At 72.7% G+C, this 19,423-nt stretch carries 11 protein-coding genes and 14 pseudogenes; 19 read left to right on the forward strand and 6 right to left on the reverse strand.

Annotated elements, in window-relative coordinates:
- The first annotated feature begins 29 nt into the window (after positions 1–29).
- The 3 genes and pseudogenes from RBJ77_RS39275 (at position 30) to RBJ77_RS39285 (ending at position 2,281) form a co-directional block, all read left to right on the forward strand.
- A pseudogene (locus tag RBJ77_RS39275) lies at positions 30–1,387 on the forward strand (aldehyde dehydrogenase family protein).
- A gap of 404 nt (positions 1,388–1,791) precedes the next feature.
- Positions 1,792–2,037, forward strand: a pseudogene (locus RBJ77_RS39280) (hypothetical protein); the annotation flags it as partial.
- Between the two features lie 25 nt (positions 2,038–2,062).
- Positions 2,063–2,281, forward strand: coding sequence for a hypothetical protein (locus RBJ77_RS39285; RefSeq protein WP_372349365.1), 219 nt, complete (start codon positions 2,063–2,065; stop codon positions 2,279–2,281).
- Here RBJ77_RS39285 and RBJ77_RS39290 read toward each other — a convergent pair.
- Together RBJ77_RS39290 and RBJ77_RS39295 are read right to left on the reverse strand one after the other, a co-directional pair.
- On the reverse strand, positions 2,205–2,435 hold the full coding sequence (locus tag RBJ77_RS39290; protein ID WP_372349360.1) for a helix-turn-helix domain-containing protein: 231 nt from the start codon (positions 2,433–2,435) through the stop codon (positions 2,205–2,207). The two genes, RBJ77_RS39285 and RBJ77_RS39290, sit on opposite strands and share 77 nt — an antisense overlap.
- A 282-nt stretch (positions 2,436–2,717) precedes the next feature.
- Positions 2,718–3,035 carry an AraC family ligand binding domain-containing protein gene (locus tag RBJ77_RS39295; protein ID WP_372349352.1) on the reverse strand — a complete coding sequence of 106 codons (318 nt, stop codon included), beginning with the start codon at positions 3,033–3,035 and terminating at the stop codon, positions 2,718–2,720.
- Positions 3,036–3,089: 54 nt separating this feature from the next.
- On the opposite strand from RBJ77_RS39295, the pseudogene RBJ77_RS39300 reads away from it, so the two are divergent.
- Positions 3,090–4,292 (forward strand): annotated as a pseudogene (locus tag RBJ77_RS39300) (MFS transporter).
- 24 nt (positions 4,293–4,316) lie between these two features.
- Here the strand turns inward: RBJ77_RS39300 and RBJ77_RS39305 are convergent.
- Positions 4,317–5,216: pseudogene (locus tag RBJ77_RS39305) on the reverse strand (NADP-dependent oxidoreductase).
- A 138-nt stretch (positions 5,217–5,354) separates the two neighbouring features.
- Positions 5,355–5,801, reverse strand: a pseudogene (locus tag RBJ77_RS39310) (winged helix-turn-helix transcriptional regulator).
- 149 nt (positions 5,802–5,950) lie between these two features.
- Between RBJ77_RS39310 and RBJ77_RS39315 the strand changes: the two are divergent.
- Both RBJ77_RS39315 and RBJ77_RS39320 read left to right on the forward strand, forming a co-directional pair.
- Positions 5,951–6,430 (forward strand): annotated as a pseudogene (locus tag RBJ77_RS39315) (hypothetical protein); the annotation flags it as partial.
- A 101-nt stretch (positions 6,431–6,531) separates the two neighbouring features.
- On the forward strand, positions 6,532–6,891 hold the full coding sequence (locus RBJ77_RS39320; RefSeq protein WP_372349353.1) for a hypothetical protein: 360 nt from the start codon (positions 6,532–6,534) through the stop codon (positions 6,889–6,891).
- Positions 6,892–7,998: 1,107 nt separating this feature from the next.
- Here the strand turns inward: RBJ77_RS39320 and RBJ77_RS39325 are convergent.
- Positions 7,999–8,550, reverse strand: a pseudogene (locus RBJ77_RS39325) (cupin domain-containing protein).
- A 52-nt stretch (positions 8,551–8,602) separates the two neighbouring features.
- Here RBJ77_RS39325 and RBJ77_RS39330 point away from each other — a divergent pair.
- The 9 genes and pseudogenes from RBJ77_RS39330 (at position 8,603) to RBJ77_RS39370 (ending at position 15,642) form a co-directional block, all read left to right on the forward strand.
- Positions 8,603–8,782 carry a hypothetical protein gene (locus RBJ77_RS39330; RefSeq protein ID WP_372349354.1) on the forward strand — a complete coding sequence of 60 codons (180 nt, stop codon included), beginning with the start codon at positions 8,603–8,605 and terminating at the stop codon, positions 8,780–8,782.
- Positions 8,772–8,963, forward strand: a complete 192-nt coding sequence (locus tag RBJ77_RS39335) for a hypothetical protein (protein ID WP_372346220.1) — start codon at positions 8,772–8,774, stop codon at positions 8,961–8,963. The genes RBJ77_RS39330 and RBJ77_RS39335 overlap by 11 nt, the downstream gene beginning before the upstream one ends.
- Positions 8,924–9,133, forward strand: a complete 210-nt coding sequence (locus tag RBJ77_RS39340) for a hypothetical protein (RefSeq protein ID WP_372349361.1) — start codon at positions 8,924–8,926, stop codon at positions 9,131–9,133. The genes RBJ77_RS39335 and RBJ77_RS39340 overlap by 40 nt, the downstream gene beginning before the upstream one ends.
- A pseudogene (locus RBJ77_RS39345) lies at positions 9,130–10,073 on the forward strand (DsbA family protein). The gene RBJ77_RS39340 and the pseudogene RBJ77_RS39345 overlap by 4 nt, the downstream one beginning before the upstream one ends.
- 423 nt (positions 10,074–10,496) lie before the next feature.
- Positions 10,497–12,046, forward strand: a pseudogene (locus RBJ77_RS39350) (ABC transporter substrate-binding protein).
- Between the two features lie 2 nt (positions 12,047–12,048).
- Positions 12,049–13,012: pseudogene (locus RBJ77_RS39355) on the forward strand (ABC transporter permease); the annotation flags it as partial.
- Between the two features lie 10 nt (positions 13,013–13,022).
- Positions 13,023–13,913 (forward strand): annotated as a pseudogene (locus tag RBJ77_RS39360) (ABC transporter permease); the annotation flags it as partial.
- A gap of 83 nt (positions 13,914–13,996) precedes the next feature.
- Positions 13,997–14,410, forward strand: coding sequence for an ATP-binding cassette domain-containing protein (locus RBJ77_RS39365; protein ID WP_372349362.1), 414 nt, complete (start codon positions 13,997–13,999; stop codon positions 14,408–14,410).
- 384 nt (positions 14,411–14,794) lie between these two features.
- Positions 14,795–15,642, forward strand: a pseudogene (locus tag RBJ77_RS39370) (ABC transporter ATP-binding protein).
- 192 nt (positions 15,643–15,834) lie between these two features.
- On the opposite strand, the gene RBJ77_RS39375 reads toward RBJ77_RS39370, so the two are convergent.
- On the reverse strand, positions 15,835–16,152 hold the full coding sequence (locus RBJ77_RS39375; RefSeq protein ID WP_372349366.1) for a hypothetical protein: 318 nt from the start codon (positions 16,150–16,152) through the stop codon (positions 15,835–15,837).
- On the opposite strand from RBJ77_RS39375, the pseudogene RBJ77_RS39380 reads away from it, so the two are divergent.
- The 4 genes and pseudogenes from RBJ77_RS39380 to RBJ77_RS39395 form a co-directional block, all read left to right on the forward strand.
- Positions 16,072–16,371, forward strand: a pseudogene (locus RBJ77_RS39380) (LLM class flavin-dependent oxidoreductase); the annotation flags it as partial. The gene RBJ77_RS39375 and the pseudogene RBJ77_RS39380 sit on opposite strands and share 81 nt — an antisense overlap.
- 106 nt (positions 16,372–16,477) lie before the next feature.
- Positions 16,478–17,077, forward strand: a complete 600-nt coding sequence (locus RBJ77_RS39385; RefSeq protein WP_372349363.1) for a hypothetical protein — start codon at positions 16,478–16,480, stop codon at positions 17,075–17,077.
- Between the two features lie 498 nt (positions 17,078–17,575).
- On the forward strand, positions 17,576–17,854 hold the full coding sequence (locus RBJ77_RS39390; protein WP_372349355.1) for a hypothetical protein: 279 nt from the start codon (positions 17,576–17,578) through the stop codon (positions 17,852–17,854).
- A 55-nt stretch (positions 17,855–17,909) separates the two neighbouring features.
- Positions 17,910–18,503, forward strand: a pseudogene (locus tag RBJ77_RS39395) (NAD(P)H-dependent oxidoreductase).
- Positions 18,504–19,423 lie beyond the last annotated feature (920 nt).

The raw sequence follows: 19,423 nt of genomic DNA on the forward strand, positions 1-19,423 counted from the left end.
GAGGCATCTGAACGGGCTCCACCACCCCCATGACTGACACCACTGACACCGGTACCGCCACCAGCGCCACCGGGACCGGCACCGCCGCCCTCGTCGCATCGCTGCGAGCCGTCTTCCGGTCCGGCCGGACCCGGCCCGATCGCCTGGCGCAGGGCCCAACTCACCGCACTGCGGGCCTGTTCACCGAGAACCGGGACGCCTTCGCCGACGCCCTGTACGCCGACCTGCGCAAGCCGCGCTTCGGGCGAACGCCGCCGAGATCGACCTGCCGGTCCGCGAGATCGACCACACGCTCGCCCACCTGGAGGAGTGGCTGGCCCCCGAGCCGCTGGCCGCCGAGTCCTCGCCGGACTCCCGGACGGCACGACCGCCGGAACGCACTACGAGCCGCTGGGCACCGTCCTGGTCGTCGCGCCCTGGAACTATCCGGTCCAGCTGTCGCTCGTCCCGGTCGCCGGAGCACTCGCCGCCGGCAACACGGTCATCCTCAAGCCGAGCGAACTCGCCCCCGCCACCTCCGCGTTGATGGCCCGGCTGGTGCCCCGATACCTGGATCCCGGGGCGGTCGCCGTCGTCGAGGAGCAGGTGCCGGAGACCACCGAACTGCTCGCGCAGCTCACCCCGACCACATCTTCTACACCGGCAGCGGCACCGTCGGCCGCATCGTGATGCGTGCCGCCGCCGAGCACCTGACCCCGGTCGCCCTCGAACTCGGCGGCAAGTCACCGGTGTTCGTCGACCGCGACACGGACCTCTCGGTCGTCGCCACCCGCCTCGCCGAGGCCAAGTTCCACAACGCGGGCCAGACCTGCGTGGCGCCCGACTACGTCCTCACCGACCCGGCCACCGCCCGCGGCCTGGAAGTCGCCCTCGCCGAAGCGGTGCGCCGCATGTTCGGCGACGACCCGCAGACCTCCGACGCGTACGGGCGCATCGTCAACCGGCGCCACTTCGACCGGATCGCCGCCCTCCTCGACTCCGGCACCCTCGCGTTCGGCGGTCGCACCGACCGCGACGACGTGCTGCATCGCGCCGACCGTGCTGACCGGCGTGCGGGGCGACGACGCGGTCATGCGGGAGGAGATCTTCGGCCCCGTGCTGCCGATCGTCGAGGTGGACGGCCTGGACGAGGCCATCGCCTTCATCAACGACCGCGACAAGCCCCTCGCCCTGTACGGCTTCACCGAGAACAGGGAGCCACCCGCGGCCGGCTCGCCGCCGGGACCTCGTCCGGCGGCCTCAGGTTCGGCCTGCCGATGGCCCATCTGCGCGTGCCCGACCTGCCCTTCGGCGGCGTCAGCGAGTCAGCACTCGGCAGCTACCACGGCCCCACTCGATCGCCGCGTTCAGCCACCGGCGCGCCCGCCTCGACGTACCGCTGGGCTGACTGCTGCCGAGCCGGCCGGGCCGGTCGAAGAGTGGACGCTCGCCGAGCGTGATTGCTCAGCTGGTTGAGTATGGTGACGAGGATCCGTGTCACTTCAGGGGGTGGAGTCCGATGTCCGGTCCGCAGACCAACTTCTCGCGTTACGTGGCCCTCGGCGACAGTCAGACCGAGGGGTGGGCGACGAGTGACGACGCGACCGGTCTGCGCGGCTGGGCGGACCGGTTCGCGGGCAGCTGGCGGCAGAACCCGGCCTGCAGTACGCCAGCCTCGCGGTGCGGGGCCGTCTCGCAGGGCAGGTGCGGGGGCCGAACAGCTCGCGCCCGCCCTGGCGTTGAAGCCGGACCTGGCGAGCGTGGTGGCCAGGGGTCAACGATCTGCTGCGGCCGCGGTTCGACGCGGACGAGGTGGCCCGGAGGCTGGAGGCGATGTTCGCCGCGCTCACCGCCGCGGGCACCACGTCATCACGCTCACCTTTCGGCGTCACCCGCATCATGCCGCTCGCCCGGCCGCTCGGCGGACGCATCACCCTGCTGAACGCGCGGATCCGTGAGGCGGCCGGGCGGCACGGCGTGACCGTCGCCGAGATGAACCACCACGCCGTGGCGACCGATTGCGGCTGTGGAGCGAGACCGGCTGCACGCCAGCCCACTGGGACACGCACGCATCGCCGCCGCCATGGCGTACACCCTCGGAGTGCCGGGCAGCGACGACACCTGGGCCAGGCCCGTCACGCCCCCGCACCGTCCCTGCCCGGCCTGCCCTGGGGCGGACTGGTCGAGCTCCGCTGGGCCAGGGAGCTTCCTCGGCCCGTGGCTCGTCAGGCGGCTGCGGGGCCGGTCGTCCGGCGACGGACGCTCCGCGAAGCGCCCGGAACTCGCCCTGGTCCAGGTCTAGTCGGACGGTGTGGGTGGCCGGGCGCCCGGGTGTGTCCGAAGGTGCGGCGGAAGACGTCGATGAACGTGCTGGCGGACGACCAGCCGCACTGATGGGCGACCGCGGTGACGGGCGTGTGGTCGGCCAGCAGGATCAGCGCGTGGTGGAGCCTGATCTGGGTGCGCCACTGGGGGGTAGGTGAGGCCGAAGCTCGCTCCGCAGGTGCCGGGAGAGGGTGCGTGCGCCGGCCCCGATCTGCCGGCCCAGCTCGTCCAGCGGCCGGTTGTCCGCCGGGTCCGCCCGCAGGATGGCGTGCAGCTCCCGCAGCAGCGGCGTGCTCCGGCGTGGGGCAGGTGGAGCGGCTGCTGGGGAGAGATCCGCAACTGGTCGAGCAGGACCGCGCGCAGCCGCCGGCGTTGCGGAGCTCTCGTCGTCCGGGGTCGGGTGTAGGCGACGATCAGCTCGCGCAGCGCAGGGGGCTGACGGAGAGGACCGTCGGCGCGTCGAGCGAGCGGGTTCTGCGTGGTGGGCAGGCCCACGAAGATGGAGGTCGAAGCTCGCCGTGCGCCTGGTGCCGGTGGACCGTGCCGGCCGGGATCCAGAGCGCGCGGGTGGCGGGCGCGACCCAGGAACCCGCGTCGGTGGTGATCGCGATGATGCCGTGACTGGCATAGACGATCTGGTGGTCGTCGTGGCGGTGCGCGTCGATCTCGCCGCCCGACGTGAGGCGTTGGGTGCGGGTGGGCGCGACGGGAGTGTGGCGGATGTTCTGCATTGGTTGGCAATCTATCGAAAGCGCGACGCGACGGGATCCCGCCAGCATGGAGGCGTGCGAAGGAATGCATCGATCTTTGTGTTGGCCGTGGGCCATGCCTGCGTGGATCGTCTACCAGGGCGCCGTCGCGGCGCTGATCCCGTTCTTCTGTGGCGGAGCGCGACTACAGCTATGCCGTCGCGTCCGGCATCGTGCTCGCCGCTTCGCTGCTGTCGTCGGTGGCGCAACCCGTGTTCGGCGCGCTCACCGACCGGTGGAGCGATGCCGTGGCTGCTGCCGGTGAGCACGCTCCTCGGCGGTGGGCATCGCGCTGAGCGGGCTCGGCGGCTCGTACGGACTGACCCTGACGTTCGTGGCGGTCTCCGGGATCGGGGTCGCCGCCTATCACCCCGAGTCCGCGCGGGTGGCGCGGCGCTCGCCAGCCGGGGCAGTCACAGCGCCATGGGCTGGTTTCTGCTGACGGCAACATCGGCTACGCGCTCGCGCCGCCTCGGTCGCCACCGCGATCGGCCACGGCTCGCTGCACTGAACGCCGGTGCAGCTGCTGCCCGCTCTCGCCGGGACCGCGCTATGCGTGCCGGTGCTGCGGATGCTGGGCGGCAGCCGGGGGACCGGTCCGTCCACGGCGGCGGCGCGGGGCGCGGACGACGTGGCCTCGTTCGTGCGCCTTTCGCTGGCCGTGGTGTTCCGCTCGGTCGTCTTCATCGGGCTGAGCACCTTCATCTCGCTGTACGCCCAGGAGCGGCTCGGCGGGAGGCGCCGCCGCGGGCACGGCGGCCCTGTTCGTGCTGTTCCTGGGCGGTGCCGTGGGCTCGGTGCTCGGCGGCTCACTGGCGGGTCGCTACGACCGGGTCCGGGTCTCGCGCTGGTCCTACCTGACGTCGATCGTCGCCGTGGCCGGAGTGGTCTACGTGCCGGGCCCGGCGCTGTTCGTCTTCGTGGCCCTCACCTCCGCAGGCCTGTACGTGCCGTTCTCGCTCCAAGTCACCCTCGGGCAGGACTACTTGCCCTCCGGGTCGGCACCGCCAGCGGCGTCACCCTCGGACTGACCGTCAGCATCGGCGGTCTGAGTGAGCCCGGTCATCGGCCGACTCGCCGACGCGACTCTCCCTGCGGACGGCGCTCGCCCCGTTGATCGCCATGCCGGCACTGAGCTGGCTGCTCTTCCGCACGCTGCCCGAACCCGCCGTCCGCGAGGCGCAGTTCACGGCGCCGGCGCGGCAGGGCGACGCCGACACGGCGCTGTCGGGAACCTGATGCGGCCGGGACCCGACCGCCGGCTCAGCCGACGACGAGCACGAAGCACGCCGCGCGTACGCCCTTCCTCGCCCGCGCGGTGCGCCGCGGCGATGTGGGCGAGCAGGAACGTCCGCACGGCAGGAACGGTGAGGCGCCCGGCCTCGACCAGTGGGCCGATCTCGTCGAGGACGTACAGGGCGCGGCCGGTGTCGCCGCGAGCTGAACCGGACGCCGTGCTCCTGAGCTCCGGCGACATCGGCGACCGTGAGGACGTTCCCGGGGAGCCCGCGAGCCCGATGAGCTCGGGCAGCACCCGCTGCCCGCGACGTCGAGGGCCAGGTCGACGCCGTCGGGGAGCCAGCACGCGGACCCGGCCGGCCATGCCCTCGCCGTAGGTGACGGGTTCGGCCCGAGGAGCGCAGGTGGTCCTGGTTGGCCGGTCCGGCCGTGCCGATCACCCGCACTCCCGCGTGCCACGGCCAGCTGGACGGCGGCGCTGCCGATGGTGCCGGAGAGGCGCCGTTGACCAGCAGCGTGCGGCCGGCTTCGGCGCCGAGCTGGTCGAGGGCGCGCGGCCGTCTCAGGGCGGTGGGCAGGGCCGCCGCCGCGAAGTCGAGCGAGGGCGGCACGCGTACGTAGTGGTCGAGCACCGCGGACTCGGCCTGGGCCGCGCCCGCGCCGGAGAGCCCGACGACGCGGTCGCCGACGCAGACGTCCCGACACGCCGTCGCCGAGCGCGTCGACGACGCCCGCCGCCTCGTGGCCCAGGGTCTGCGGAAGCTCCTGGTCCATCAGGCCCCGGCGCTTCTTCCAGTCGCTGGCGTTGACACCGGCGGCGCGCACCGCGATCCGTACCTGACCCGGCCCCGGGTGCGGTTCGGGAAGCTCCACGATCTCCAGCACCTCGGGGCCGCCGAACCTGCTGAACTGCGCTGCCTTCATCGTTCGCTCCGGTTCCGGACCCGAGGTCCACGCGGTGCCGCGGGCGACACCGCCCGACGGTCCGCCCCTCGCAGGCACTCTAGATCGCCGACGCCGGAGCGTCGCTCCGGCCGCGGGCAGGCCGGCGGCCCCGGACGCTCACACCTTCTCGACGACCGTGTCCTCCGGTTCCACCGGCCGGCCGTCCGCCGCCCGGATCTCCAGCCGGTGCAGCGGTCGGCCGGTCCTGCTGGTCGAGGAGGGCGGGAGTGCTCCTCGCCGGGGTGAAGCACTCCCGCCTCGCCCCACTGGCGCAGCGCGACGATCACCGGGAACAGGGCGCGGCCCTTGTCCGTGAGGCGGTACTCGCGGTGGGAGCCGCCGTCCGGGGGCGGGCACGCTCTGCAGCACACCGGCGTCCTCCAGCGAACGCAGCCGCGTGACCAGGATGTTCTTCGCGATGCCGAGGCTGCGGTGGAACTCGCCGAACCGGCGGCTGCCGTCGAAGGCGTCCCGCACGATCAGCAGCGACCACCAGTCGCCGATGGCGTTCACCGACCGGGCGACGGGGCACGGGTCGGCATCGAATCGTGTGCGGGCGACCATCCGCGACTCCTCGTTCTCCAGCCCCCCGGACCCTTCGGGAGTGGTTGCAACATGCTACCCCGTCCGACTACGGTCACTCCGGTAGCAAGATGCAACCAAATGGAAGGCGGGGGCGACATGGCGGTCCAGTGCTCGGAACCGGTCGGCGCATGCGACGGGAGCGGAGCGCGCGCAGAGGGAGGCGACCGTGCCGGACGGATCGCCATCCGCCCGGCTCGTACCTGACTCGCCCTCGCCTGCGGCAGCTCGGTCGCCACCGTCTACTTCTCCCAGCCCCTCCTGGTGACCCTCGGCGAACGGTCTCGCGCTCGGCGCGGGGATGGCTCGGAGCGATCGTGACCGTGACCCAACTCGGCTACGCCATCACGGCCTGTTGGGCTCTCGTCCCGCTCGGTGACCTGCTCGACCGCCGACGCCGCGGGTCACCGGCCAGCTCGCACTGCTCGCCGTCGCCCTGCTGGCCGCCGGACTCGCGCCCGGGCGCCGTCGCGCTGCTCGCCGCGCTCGCCGCGGTCGGGCTGCTCGCCGTCGTCGCCCAGACGATGGTCGCGGCGGCGGCCGCCCTGACCCCGCCCGCCCGGCGGGGCCGCGCCGTCGGCACGGTCACCGGCGGCATCGTCACCGGGATCCTGCTCGCCCGCGCCGCCGCCGGAGCCCTCGCCGACCTCGCCGGCTGGCGTGCGGTCTACCCTCGTGGCCGCGGGCGTGATCCTCGTCCTCACCGTTGCTGGTGCGCCGGGCCCTGCCCGCGGGCGCCCCGGCCGTCGACGCGCGCGAGATGTCGTACGGGCGGCTCGTGGCCTCGACCGTCACCCTGTTCGCCCGCCAGCCGCTGCTACGGGTCCGGGGCACGCTCGCCCTGCTGGTGTTCGCCGCGTTCAGCACGCTGTGGAGCGGCATGGCGCAGCCGCTCAGCGGACCGCCGTGGTCGCTGTCGCGCACGGCGATCGGCGCGTTCGGGCTCGCCGGGGCGGCCGGGGCCGTCGCCGCCACCGTGGCCGGACGCTGGAACGACCGGGGCCTCGCCCGGCGCACCACGGGCGTCGGCCTCGCCGTACTGGCCCTGTCCTGGCTCCCCGATCGGCCCTGACCGGGCGGTCGCTGTGAGCGCTCGCGATCGGCGCCGTCCTGCTGGACTTCGCCGTGCAGGCCGTCCACGTCACCAACCAGACCCTGATCCACTCGGTCCGCCCCGACGCGGGCAGCAGGATCATCGGCGGCTACATGGTCTTCTACTCGGCCGGCAGCAGCCTCGGCGCCCTCGGCTCCTCCCTCGCCTACGCGGCCGCCGGCTGGCCGACCTGTCACGGCACTCGGCGTCCTTCAGCCTCGCGGCCCTGGCACTTTGGGCGACGACCCGGCGCGTGGGGCCGGGCGCGGCCTGAGCGGATCTCGGCTGCCTTCGCCGGATGTTGTGGGTCAGGCAGCGGTCAGGCCCGAACCGAGTCCTGTCGGTGGGGTGTCGTAGCGTCAGCAGCATGATCTCCGAGCCGACTCCGTCAGGCCGAGGGCTCCCACGATGCGGCCTTTCTGCCGCGGCTGCAGATGTCCTTCGGGCTGCGCCCAAGCCGGTCACGGTCCCGGTGTCGAAGTTCGGCGGGCAGCCGGTCTGGCTGGACGGTCCGGCGTGGCCCGGTGCATCCGCGTACGCGTGAGCCGCTCGTGTTCGTCGGCCAGTTCCGGGTGCCAGGGAACGAGGTACGTCTCGCCTACCTCTTTTTGCACGAGGAGGGCCTGGACATGGGCGGCGACGCAGTGGAGGACGGCGAGGCCGTTGTCCTGGTCCAGCCGGGTGGGCGGATACCGTCCTTCGCGTCGATCGGCTCCCCCAGCACCCAGGGGCGAACCCTGTGGCGTTGGGGTCCGGACGAGACAGAGGTTCCCGTTGAATGGCTGATAGACCTGATGCCGATGCCACCGGAGCTCGACAAGGCGGCGAACCATGCCGCCGCCTGGTGCGATGGCTGCGAAGCGAGGGGCCAGAGGTCGAATCCCTTGACGAGGAGCAACCCACGGACTTCCTAGGAGGTGAGGCCCACTACCCGAACGGCCGAGCCGTCGGCATCGACTCGTCTTGGCTGTTCCTCTGCCAGTTCGCGCAGACCGGGGCGAGGCGGAGTCAGACCCGTTCTTCCTCAACTTCGGCTACGGGGAGTGGCTTCATCTTCCCTCAGCTCCGACCACCTCGAAGGCCGGTTCATGTCGGACTGCAGCTAGACGACACCTCGGGCCGGCGATCCGATGATCTGAAGGACGATGACCTAGTCGGCTCACCTCCGAGCGCGTACAGCTTCGGCAGGTTCACCACGATCGCCTCCTGCGTGCTTGCGGGCGATGACGACCACGGCCTCCTCGGCCGGGTCCGGGTTCCTCCTCGCGGTGCGGGACGTAGGGCGGTACGAAGATGTAGTCGCCGGGGAGGTGCGCAGCCGGACCTCGTCGGTGCCGTCGCCCGAGTCGTCGACGAACACGAACTCCGGGTGCCCGCTGACCACGTAGATGGCGGTCTCGGACTCGCCGTGGTGGTGGTCCGACGAGGACGTCGACGGGGCGACGTGGGTCTGGCCCATCCACAGCTTCTCCGAGCCCACCGTCCGCCCGCTGACGGCGGCGAAGCGCCGCATGCCGCCGGTCTGCGCGGTGTCGCCGTCCAGGAGTCCGCGCGGACGTGGTGCAGCCTGCTGCGCAGCGGAGGGGTGGACGGGGCGTCGGGGAGGTGCGGGTGGAAGCCCTCGCCAGGAGTGGTCAGCGGGTCGCTCTATGGTCGGGACGCTGAGCCGCCCGGAAAAGGATGTCAAGAGGTGTCCATTGGTTCCCACCTGCGGCAATCTTCCCGCAACACAGCAGTGACCGGTCATGAAGAGCCTTGCCGCGCGCGGGTGTTCGGGCATGATGGGCGCATGCATCTCTCCGCGAAGGCGGACTACGCCGCGCGCGCCCTGCTGGAGCTGCACGCGCCCGGACCGCCCGTTGACCTGTGAGGCCATCGCCTCCTCGCAGGGGATTCCGTTCCGCTTCCTGAAGTCGGTGGTGGGCGAGTTGCGCCGGGCGGGCCTGGTGCGCAGCCAGCGCGCGGCTGCGAAGGCGGGTACTGGCTGGGCGGCAGCGCCGACGAGATCACCCTGCTCGACGTCAGCCGTGCCATCGACGGGGACCTGCTGACCTGCGGGGAGAGCCCGTCGGCGGGTTGGCGTATCCGGGCGCCGCGACCGGACTGCCGGACGTGTGGCGCCGGATCAGAAGCCGACGCGGCGGCGGTACTCGGCGGCGTGACGCTGGCCTCGCTGCTGCCCGCGGCGGACGCGGTGCCGGCCGCGAAGGGAGCCGCGTGACGCGCGAGGGCGGTGCGGTGCAGCTCGAAGTCGTCGAGTACACCGACCCGTTGTGCCCCTGGGCCTGGGGTTCGGGCCCGTCTTCCGGCAGCTCGGGCCGCCCTGGACGGGCGGGTCTGCTGGCGCCGGGCCTACTGCATCCTCTTCGACGACGGCGACGACCCGCCGCCCGACCCGGCCGCGGAGACCGCCTGGTACGCCCGGTACGTCGAGGGGATCTGCGGGCACACGAAGGCCCCGCGGGCGGTGCCGCTGAGCCGGGTCGCGGCGAGCTCCTGGCTCCGCCTCGCTCGTCGCCAAAGGCGGCCGAGGCGCAAGGGAGTCGGATCGCCGACCGGGTGCTGCGGCGGCTGCGCGAGACCGTGTTCGTCCGGGGTGAGCCCGCCGACACCATGGACGCGGCCCTCCTCGCCGCCCGCGGAGTGCCGGACCTGGACGGCGATCGGCTGCGCCGCGACGCGGCCTCGGACGCCGTGCGCGAGCGGGTGCGGGGCGACCGTGCCGAGGCGCGCGACCCGCTGCCCGAGGCCCGTCGCGTCGACAGCGGATCACCGCACCCGGGCACGGCCAAGGAGACCCACGACGGTCAACTCCGTTACGCGCTGCCGACGTTGCTGCTCCGCACGGCCGCCGCGCGCCGGATCGTCCCAGGCTGGCGGCCCTACGAGGAGTACGCGGGCGCGGTCGAGGAACTCTGCCCGGGACTGCTGCGGACGGGCCCGGCCGCACTGCCGGCGGCGCAGGCGCTGCGGCACCACCGCAGCCTCGGAGCCCGAGCGGCAGGTGCTCGCCGCCGGCCCCCTGGCCGCCGCCCGGCGCCGTACGGGTGGACACCGCGGGAGGCCCGCTGTGGCGGTGCGCGGAGGAGGCCCGCGTCTGTCCCGCGCCGGGCGGATCCGCCATCGGTGAAGCCGGCCAGGGAGCATCGGCCGCCCACTGAAAGGCCGTTGACCAGCGACGGAAGACCGTCCGCCGAATGAGACACCCCTAGGTGTCCATTGACACGGACAGTCGGACGACCCCAGGATGTGGGACATGCTCACGACGCACCCCGGTGTGGTGTGCCGCTACGTGGATCTGCGGCGCACCTGTAGCGCCCTCTGTCGCTGACCTGCCGATCCCACGGTTCCGCGCGCCCCTGACGCGCCCTTCCGTCGAGCGCGCTCGCTCCGCCGCGCCGCCCGTCTCCCGGCTCGCCCCCGTGCCTTCCCCTGCCCCCGCGCCCGACGGCGTCGCGCCCGAACACCCGTGCCGCGTACGCCTGTTGAGGCGCAGCCCAGGTGGTCGAGGGGACGAGCCGCCCCTCGCCCTGCCTCGTGACCGCCGCCCGCGCGGAAACGGGCCTTCGACGAAAGAACCCCCCATGCCCGGACGCCGCACGCCCCGACGCCCCGCCGTACGCCTGCGCACCGCAGGTCTCGTGACGGCACTGGCCGCCCTCCTCGCCCCGGCCCTCACCGGCTGCGCCGGCGAAGCCGCCTCCGCGACCGGCTCCTCGACCCTCAAGTGGACCTCCTCGTACTTCCCCGCCCACTGGGACCCCGTCGTCAGCGGCAGTGGCGCCCAGTTCCGTGAACTCGCCCTGGTCTACGCATCGTTGACCCGCACCGACGAGAAGGGGAACGCCGTCCCCGACCTCGCCAGGAGCTGGGAGTACAACAGCAGGGGCGACGAGATCACCTTCCACCTGCGCTCCGGCCTGAAGTTCAGCGACGGCGAACCGGTGAACGGCGCCGCCGTCAAGGCGGCGATCGAACGGGCCGAGAAGCAGAAGAACTCCGCGCTCTTCGGCGACCTCACCTCGATCGAGTCCGTCGACGCCAAGGGCCTCGACGCCGTCGTCCACCTCAGTCAAGTCGACTACCAGATACCGCAGTTGCTCGGACAGCGCGTCCTGCAGATCGCCAGTCCGAAGGCCGCGAAGTCCCCGGCCCGGCTCGACCAGGGACCGGTCGGCGCGGGCCCCTTCACCGTCACCCAGCTCATTCCGGGCACCAAGGCCGTCCTGAAGAAGAACCCGGACTACTGGGACGCCGAGAACATCCACATCGACCAGGTCGAACTGACCTCGGCACCCGACGCCGCCACCGTCATCTCCGGCCTGCAGACCGGCGTCTACAACTTCGCCGACATCGGACCCAGCCAGGCGTCCGCCGCCGAGAAGGCGGGCCTCGACGTGTTCGTCCAGCCCGGCTTCAACGCCTCCAACATCAGCCTCAACGTCAACAAGAAGCCCTTCGACAACGACAAGGTCGTCGACGCCGTCCGCTACGCGGTCGACCGCCAGGAGTTCGTCGACAAGCTGACGTTCGGCTACGGCGAGACCACCGACCAGCCCTTCCCGAAAGGGATACGTCGCCTACGACCCGAAGTCGGCGAACGCCTACCCGCACGACCTCGCCAAGGCCAGGAAGTTGCTCGCCGAAGCGGGCTACGACGCGGGCGACCTGAAGCTCGACCTCGTGATCCCCGCCGAGGACCCGCAGGCCGAGATCGTCCAGTCGCAGCTCGCGAAGGCCGGCATCAGCGTCGACATCAAGATCGACAAGAACTGGGCGACCCCGTTCTTCGCCAAGGACCTGACCTTCTCGCTCTACTCCACCACCGGGCGCGACTCCGCCGCACAGACCCTCACCGCCCACTTCGGCCCCGACGGCCCCCTCAACCTCAGCTCCCCGTACGAGGCCCGCCGGGTTCCGAGGCCGCCATCGCCAAGGTCCGCGAGACACCGCTCGACTCGCCGGAGTACACCGACACCCTGCGGGCGGCGACCCGGGCGGGTCTCGAGAGCAAGGCCCTCGTCTTCACCTACTCCCAGCCCAACCTGATCGCGAAGAGCAAGACCGTCTCGGCCTGCCGAAGAACCCCGCCCACATCGACTGGACCGGCGTCACCATCGGCGGCGCCGAGTGAGCGCACGACGCGCCGCCGGACGCGTCCTGGCCGTGCTCGGCCGGTCGGCCCGCGCTCTTCGTGCCGGTCTTCCTCGTCGCCACGTTCGTGACGTTCGCCCTGCGCTCACTGAGCGGACTGAGCCCGCCCGGATCCAGTTTGGGGGAGGAGGCGACCTCGGAGGCCATCGCCCGCGTCGAGGCCGAATGGGGCCTGGACCGGCCCTTCCTCGTCCAGTACGGGGACTGGTTCGACGGTGTGCTGCACGGCCGGCTCGGCACCAGCTGGACCAACGGCTCCGACATCTCCACCCTCATCGGGGTCGGCCTCGGCGTCAGCCTGTCCGTCGCGACGTTCGCGCTGCTCATCGGCGTGGTCGTCGGCTTCGTCCTGGGCACCGTCGCCGCGCGCTGCGCGCACCACCTGGATCGACCGGGCCGTCACCGGCTTCGTCACCGTGATCTCGGTGATGCCCGCGTTCGTCGTCGGCATCGTCCTCGTGGCCGTGTTCGCCGTCGGACTCCGGCTGTTCCGTCGGCCGGCTACGTCCCGGCGGCGCAGGGCATCGGCCCGTGGATCGCCCACATCACCCTCCCGGCCGTCGCGCTCAGCTTCGACGTCATCGCCGACGTCGCCCGGCAGTTGCGGACCGGACTGATCGCCGCGTACGGCGAGAACTACGTGACCGGAGCCGTGGTGCGCGGCCTGAGCCCCGCGCCGCGTCTTCTTCGGGCACGTGCTGCGTCAACGCGCTCGGCCCCACCCTGGCCACCCTCGGTCTCAAGTTCCCCGCCCTGGTCGGCGCGTCCGTCGTCACCGAGTGGATCTTCGGCCTGCAGGGGCTTCGGCCGGTTCGCCAACGACGCCGCCCAGGCCGGCGACGTACCCGCCGTCCAGGGCGTCCTCGTGGTGTCGATCGTCCTGGTCGTCACCTTCAACCTGCTCGTCAACCTGGTCCTGGCCCGCGTCACGCCGGCCTCGCAGAGGGAGTGTGACCGTGATCCGCCGCGTACTCGCCCTGACCTCGGGCCGCATCGCCGTCGCCGTCCTCGCCGTGATCGCCCTCCCTCGCGGCCCTCGGCCCGCTGCTCGCCCCCGCAGAACCCCCTCGCCACCAGCGTCCGCACGCTCGCCGACCCCTCCGCCGCCCACTGGCTGGGCACCGACTACCTCGGCCGCGACACGTTCCAGCCGACTGCTCGACGGCTCGCGCGTCAGCGTCCTCGGCTCGCTCGAAGTCGCCCTGACCGCCCTGGTGGTGGGGGCCGTGCCCGGGATCCCTCTCGGTCCACCTCGGCCGCGCCTTCCGGAGTGCGCCCTCCGGCTGACCGACACCCTCGTCGCCCTGCCGTTCCTGCTGTTCGCCGTCGCCGTCATCGCCCTGCTCGGCAACGGCATCACGCAGAGCGATGCTCGTCACCGGAGTGCTGGTCTCCCCGCTGTTCTACCGGGTGGCGCGCGCCGCGACCCTGGCCGTGGCCCGCTCCCCCGTACGTGGAGGCGGCGATCGTCTCGGGCGCCTCCCTCGGCTGGATCGTGCGACGCCACCTGTGGGCGAAGGTACTGCCGCCGCTCGCGGTCGCCCTCGCGCAGACCATCGGCACCGGCTTCGTGATCGTCTCCTCGCTCACGTTCCTCGGCATCGGTGTCCAGCCGCCCGGAGCCGACCTGGGGCGGCCTGCTCGCCTCCGACCTCGGCTACCTCGCCCACCAGCCGTGGGCGCCGGCCGCCCTGCTCTCCTGATCATGGTGACGGTCTGGGCGTGCAACCTGCTGGCCGATGCCGTGCGCGACGTCTCCGGCGAGGCGGGACGCGCCCTCGTCGACCGGCGCAGGGGCCGCGATCCACCGCACCGACCAGGCCGTCACCACCCCCGCCGGAGGCTCCGATGACCTCACCGACCACCCAGCACGCCCGCCCCGAGCAGCCCGGCGACGTCACGGACCCGACGGCCGCACCGGTCCCTGTCCGTGCGCGACGTCCACATCACCGACCGGGCGTCCGGCCGCGAGATCGTCCACGGCGTCAGCTTCGACCTGGCGCCCGGCGGGACGGTCGGCATCGTCGGCGAGTCCGGCAGCGGCAAGACCCTCACCTGCCGCGCCGCCCTGGGCATCCCTGCCCCCGCACTTCGAGGTCACGGCCGGATCCATCGAGATCGCCGACACCGACATCACCACCCTGACCGCCGCCCGCTGGACCGCGCTGCGCGCCACACCACCATCAGCGCCGTCTTCCAGGACCCGGCGTCCTACCTCAACCCCTCGATCCGGGTGGGCGCCCAGATCGCCGAGGTCCTCCCGCGTGAAGACGGGCCTCACCCGGCGCGAGGCCCGCGACCGGACCCTGGAACTGCTGCGCGCGGTCCACCTGCGCGATCCTGAGCTCGTCCGGGTCCAGTACCCGCACGAACTCTCCCGGCGGCATGCTGCAGCGCGTCCTGATCGCCGCCGCGATCATGGCGCGGCCGCGGATCCTCATCGCGGACAGAGGCCACCACCGCGCTCGACGTGACCGTGCAGGCGGAGATCCTCGACCTCCTCGCCGACCTCCGGGAGCGCACCGGCCTCGCGCTCGTCGTCGTCTCCACGACCTCGCCGTCGTCGCCCAGCTCTGCGACGAGGTCCTCGTCCTGCGCCACGGCGAGGTCGTCGAGCAGGGCCCAGTCACTCAGTCCCTGCACGACCCGAGGGACGACTACACCCGGCTGCGATCGCCGAGCACGAGCAGTACGGACTGGAGCAGTTCCGCCCGGCGAAGGAGAACGCGTGAGCAGCAACACCCCATCCGGCACACCGAGTTCAGCGCTGGAGATCAGCGGCCTCGACGTGCACTACGGACCCACGCCGCCGGCGTCGCCAGGCCCTGAACGGGGTCTCGCTCACGGTGGCGCCCGGCGAGACGGTCGGACTGATCGGCGAGACCGGCTCGGGCAAGTCCACCCTCGCCCGCACCGTCCTCGGGCTCGTCCCGCGACGGCCGGATCGATCGTCGTCGAGGGGAGGACGTCACCTCCTACGGCCGCCGCCGGTGGCGGGCCCTGCGCCAGCGGGGCGTCGTCCAGTACGTCTTCCAGGACCCGCTGCGCAGCCTCGACCCCGACCTGACCGTCGAGGTCCCTGAGCGAGCCGCTCCTGGTGCGCGGCGTGCCGCGGGACGAGACGGGCCCGGCGGATCCGCGCCCACCTCGACCGGGTCCGTCTCACCGAGGACCTGCTCGGCCCGGCTGCCCGGCGCCCTCTCCGGTGGCCAGCGCCAGCGTCGCCGTGGCAAGGGCGCTGGTCACCGAGCGCGCGCGTCCTCATCCTCGACGAACCCGTCAGCGCCCCTCGACTCCGCCAACCGCGTCCAGATCCTGAGATCCTCAAGGACCTGCGCCGACGGCGTCGCGCTCGTCCTCATCTCCCACGACCTCAGCTCCGTCGCCGGGGTCGCCGACCGGATCGCCGTCCCTCTACCGGGGCGAACTCGTCGAGACCGGGACGGCGCACGACATCGTCACGAACCCACAACACCCCTACACCCGACTCCTGTTGGGCTCCGCTCCCACCCTCCACGGCGCCCCCGCCGACCGGGGCCGAACGCCAGGGCGCTGCGCGCCCTGCTGCACGCCTGAACCCACCCCGCTCACCCCGCTCACCCCCTCGCACCCCGCTCACATCACCTCGTCACCCCTCTCGCGTCTCACGGACCTGGAGCTCTCATGCCCCGCAAGAAGATCCACCTCGCGCTGCACCCGTACGGCGTCGGCGGCGGCCAGCACGGACTGTGGAAGGACCCGCGCGTCGCCAGAACGCCAGCATCGACATCAACTACTACATACGCCAGGCCCAGGCCGCCAACACGCCCTGTTCGACGCCCTGTTCATCGTCGACAGCCAGTTCATCAACGCCACTACCCCTCGCACTACCTCAACCGCCTCGAACCCCTCACCCTCCTTCCCGCCGTCGCCACCCACACCCGGCACATCGGCACTCGTGGGCACGGCGAGCTCGACGCTCAACTCCCCGTTCAACCTCGCCCGCCGCTTCGCCTCCTCGACCACATCAGCGGCGGCCGGGCCGGCTGGAACGTCGTCACCAGCTTCGACACCGGCACCTCGAAGAACTACGGACTCGACGAACACTCGGACTACGCGACCCGCCACGGCCGCGCCCTGGAGTTCGTCCCACGTCGCCCGGGGCCTGTGGGGACTCCTACGAGGACGACGCGTTCCCCGCCGACGTCGAGCGCAACGTGTTCCTCGGTCCCGCCCGGCTGCCCGCTCGACCACGAGGGCGAGCACTTCAAGGTCGCGGGCCCGCTCAACCTCTCGCGCTCCCGCAGGAACCAGCCGGTGATCTTCCAGGCCGGCGTCTCCGAGGAGGGCCGGGACCTGGCAGCGCAGGTCGCCGAGGGCATCTACCGCGCCCGGCGGCTCCCTGGAACAGGCGCGGGAGTACTACACGGACATCAAGGACCGCACCGCCGCCTACGGCTGCGACCCCGACCACATCAAGATCTTCATCCACGGCGGCCCGGTGGTCGCCACCACCGACGAGGCCGCCCGCCGCAGGGAGCGCGAGATCTTCGAGGAGGACAACGACTTCGACCGCCACCTCGCCCTGCTCGGCCCGGGTCCTTCGGCGCGTACGACTTCAGCACGCACGACCTGGACGCGCCCTTCCCCGACGTCGCCCACCTCGCGGGAGAAGGGCGGCAGGACCGGCGCCGCGAAGCTCATCGAGCGTGCGCGGTCCGAGCAGCTGACTCTGCGTCAAGTGGCCCAGTCGCTGGCCGAGTTCCGCCGCTCGCCGTTCGTCGGCGCGCCGGAGACGGTCGCCGACCGGATCGAGGAGTGGTTCGACGCGGGCACCTTCGACGGCACGTCAACCCGGCCTTCCGCACCGAGGAGTAGTAACTTCGCCCTGTTCGTCGGCGGCGTCGTACCGGTCCTCCAGAAGCGCGACCTGTTCCGCACCGAGTACGAGGCCGACACCCTGCGCGGCGGCCTCCGGACCGCCTGTCCCGGCCAACCGCCACCGCCACCCCCGGCAGGAGAGGCCGCATGAGCAGCAGCGGTACACCGACCACCAGGTCAGCGCGGGCGCGAACACCCGCAGCGCACGGTCGTCGTGGTCTCGGCCGGGGCGAGTCGATGCCACGCACGACCGGTCCGGACAGCGGCTCGCCGCGGACGCGCCACCGGGTCCGCGGCAGTCGTCGACGCGCCCGGAGCCGCCCGGTGACCCGCACTGACCGCGTTGGCTGCGGGAGTTCGCCGCCCGGCCTCGCCTGGCTGTCCCAGGCCGAGAGCGCGCGTCGCGCACCCGCTCGTCCTCGTGCCCTTCCGACACGGGCGCCGCCGCGCTCGCCGCCCTTTCCGGCCAGCCGGCCACCGGCGCCGCGCCCCCGAGCGCGCCTTCGTCCTCGCCGGCGCTCCTGGCCCCTGCCACCGCGGAAGCCGGGCTCCTGAAGAGGAGCCGGACGCTTCAGGACGACGTGCCCCGTCCACCGCAGAGGCCCTCACCCGGGACGCCGGTGCGGCGCGGGACGCTACCGCCGCGCCGGTGCCGGGACGGCTCCTCGACTCCGCTCACGGCGCCGCGGGAGGTTCCTCCACCTGCTCCCGTCGGCGACCGCGACCCCGCTGGCCGGCCGCGACGCCGTCGCCCGCCTCGCCAGAGAGCCTGCCCGCCGCCCGCCTGCCGTCGTGCACGGCGCCTCACCACGACGTCCTCAACGACCAGCAGCACCGCTCCGTCGCCGCCGAGATCGTCCTCCTCCTCGAAGCCCTCCGCGGTGGCCGTCCCACGCCCCTGATCACCACCGAGACCAGCTCCTGGTGAACGGCGCGGCACGACCGCGCCCGGCACTCCGCTCACCGAACCCGAAAGGTTCCCCATGGCCGTCATCCTGTCCGTCTCCGGCAGCCCTCCGCCACCCTCCCCGCACCGGCCGCCTCCTGGGCCACGATGCGCCGCCTCACCGACCGCGGCCACGATGTGTGACCCGGCTCGTGGACGTCCGCAGGACCTCCGCCCGCCGAAAGCACCGCCGCGTGCCGACGTCCACCACCCGGCGATCGCCGACGCGGCGCTGATGCGCTTCGCGCGGGCCGACGGCACCGTGATCGGCACGTCTGCATAAGGCCGCGTACGGCGGTCTGCCGAAGAGGCGCTGCTCGGTCTGCTCCCGCGGTTCGCCCTGTCCGGCAAGACGGTGCTGCCGCTCGCCACCGGTGGCAGCGTCGCCCACGTCCTGGCTCGACTACGCGCGGCGCCCGGCGGCTGAACTCCGCGGGCGCCGCCCACGTCGTGCCCGGCTGGTTCACCCTCGACAAGGACACATCACCGCCGAGGGCGCACCGCTTCTGCACGTCGCGCAGCCCCGGCCGCCGAAGCCCTGGAGCAGGTGACCGACACCTTCGCTCGGCCGCGTGGTGTCCGTGGGCGCGGGCGTCCTGGCGTCGACCGCGTGACATCGCTCCTCACCTGACCCGAGCAGGCGCGTGGAACCGGCGGGATCGGCATGTCATCATGCGATGACATCGCTTGATGAACACGAACGGGAATTCCTTGTCTCCCTCCATACCGGCCGCCCCCACTGCGGCCCGCCGCGACACGCCCCCGCGCTGCGCCACCACGCGCGCTCGTGCCCGTCCTCGTCTCGCTGGGCATGCTCGTCGCCGCGGTCAGCAGCCTCCGGTGCGCTGATCCCGACCATCGCGGCCGAGGGACCGCACGTCGCCGTCTCCACACGCGCGAGTGGGCGCTCACGGTGACGATGCTGGTCGGCGCCATCGCCACCTCTGGTCATGGGGCGGCTCGGCGACGGGCCGTACCGCGCGCGTCATCCTCACCAGGCTCGCCGCCGTCATGGCGGGCCAGCCTGCCGGCGGCGCTGCCGGTCGGCTTCCCCCGCCCCGCCTCGCCGGCCGGGCCCTGCAGGGGGTCGGCATGGGGCCCGTCCCGCTCGCCATCGCCACCGCGCGACGCGCCGCCGCCGGAGAAGGCGCGGGCCGCGGGTGGCGACGCCATCCGCCCGACGACCGCGGCGCATCGGCCTCGGCCACCCCGATCACCGGTCTCTCTCGCCGAGAGTACCTCGGCATGTACGCCCGGGTTCTGGTTCGCCCTTCTGGCCACCGCGGTCGCCGCCTTCGTCGCCACCGCGATCGTACGTGCCCGCGCCGCCGCACCGCGCCACCACCACCCCCGATGGACTCTCCGGCGCGCTGCCCTGGCCGAGCGGCTGCGGCGGCGCTGCTCCTCGCCCTGGCGGAGGGGAGCGTGCTGGGGCTGGGGCTCGCTGTCTGCCGCGCTCGCGGTCGGCGTGAAGCGGCGCACGAAAACGCGAGCGTTTCACGATAATGCGAAAACGGTTAAACACCCCACCCCGAAACTGAAACGAAGGTG

The organism is Streptomyces sp. KL116D (assembly GCF_030766975.1).
In the GTDB taxonomy this organism is placed as follows: Bacteria; Actinomycetota; Actinomycetes; order Streptomycetales; family Streptomycetaceae; genus Streptomyces; species Streptomyces longispororuber_A.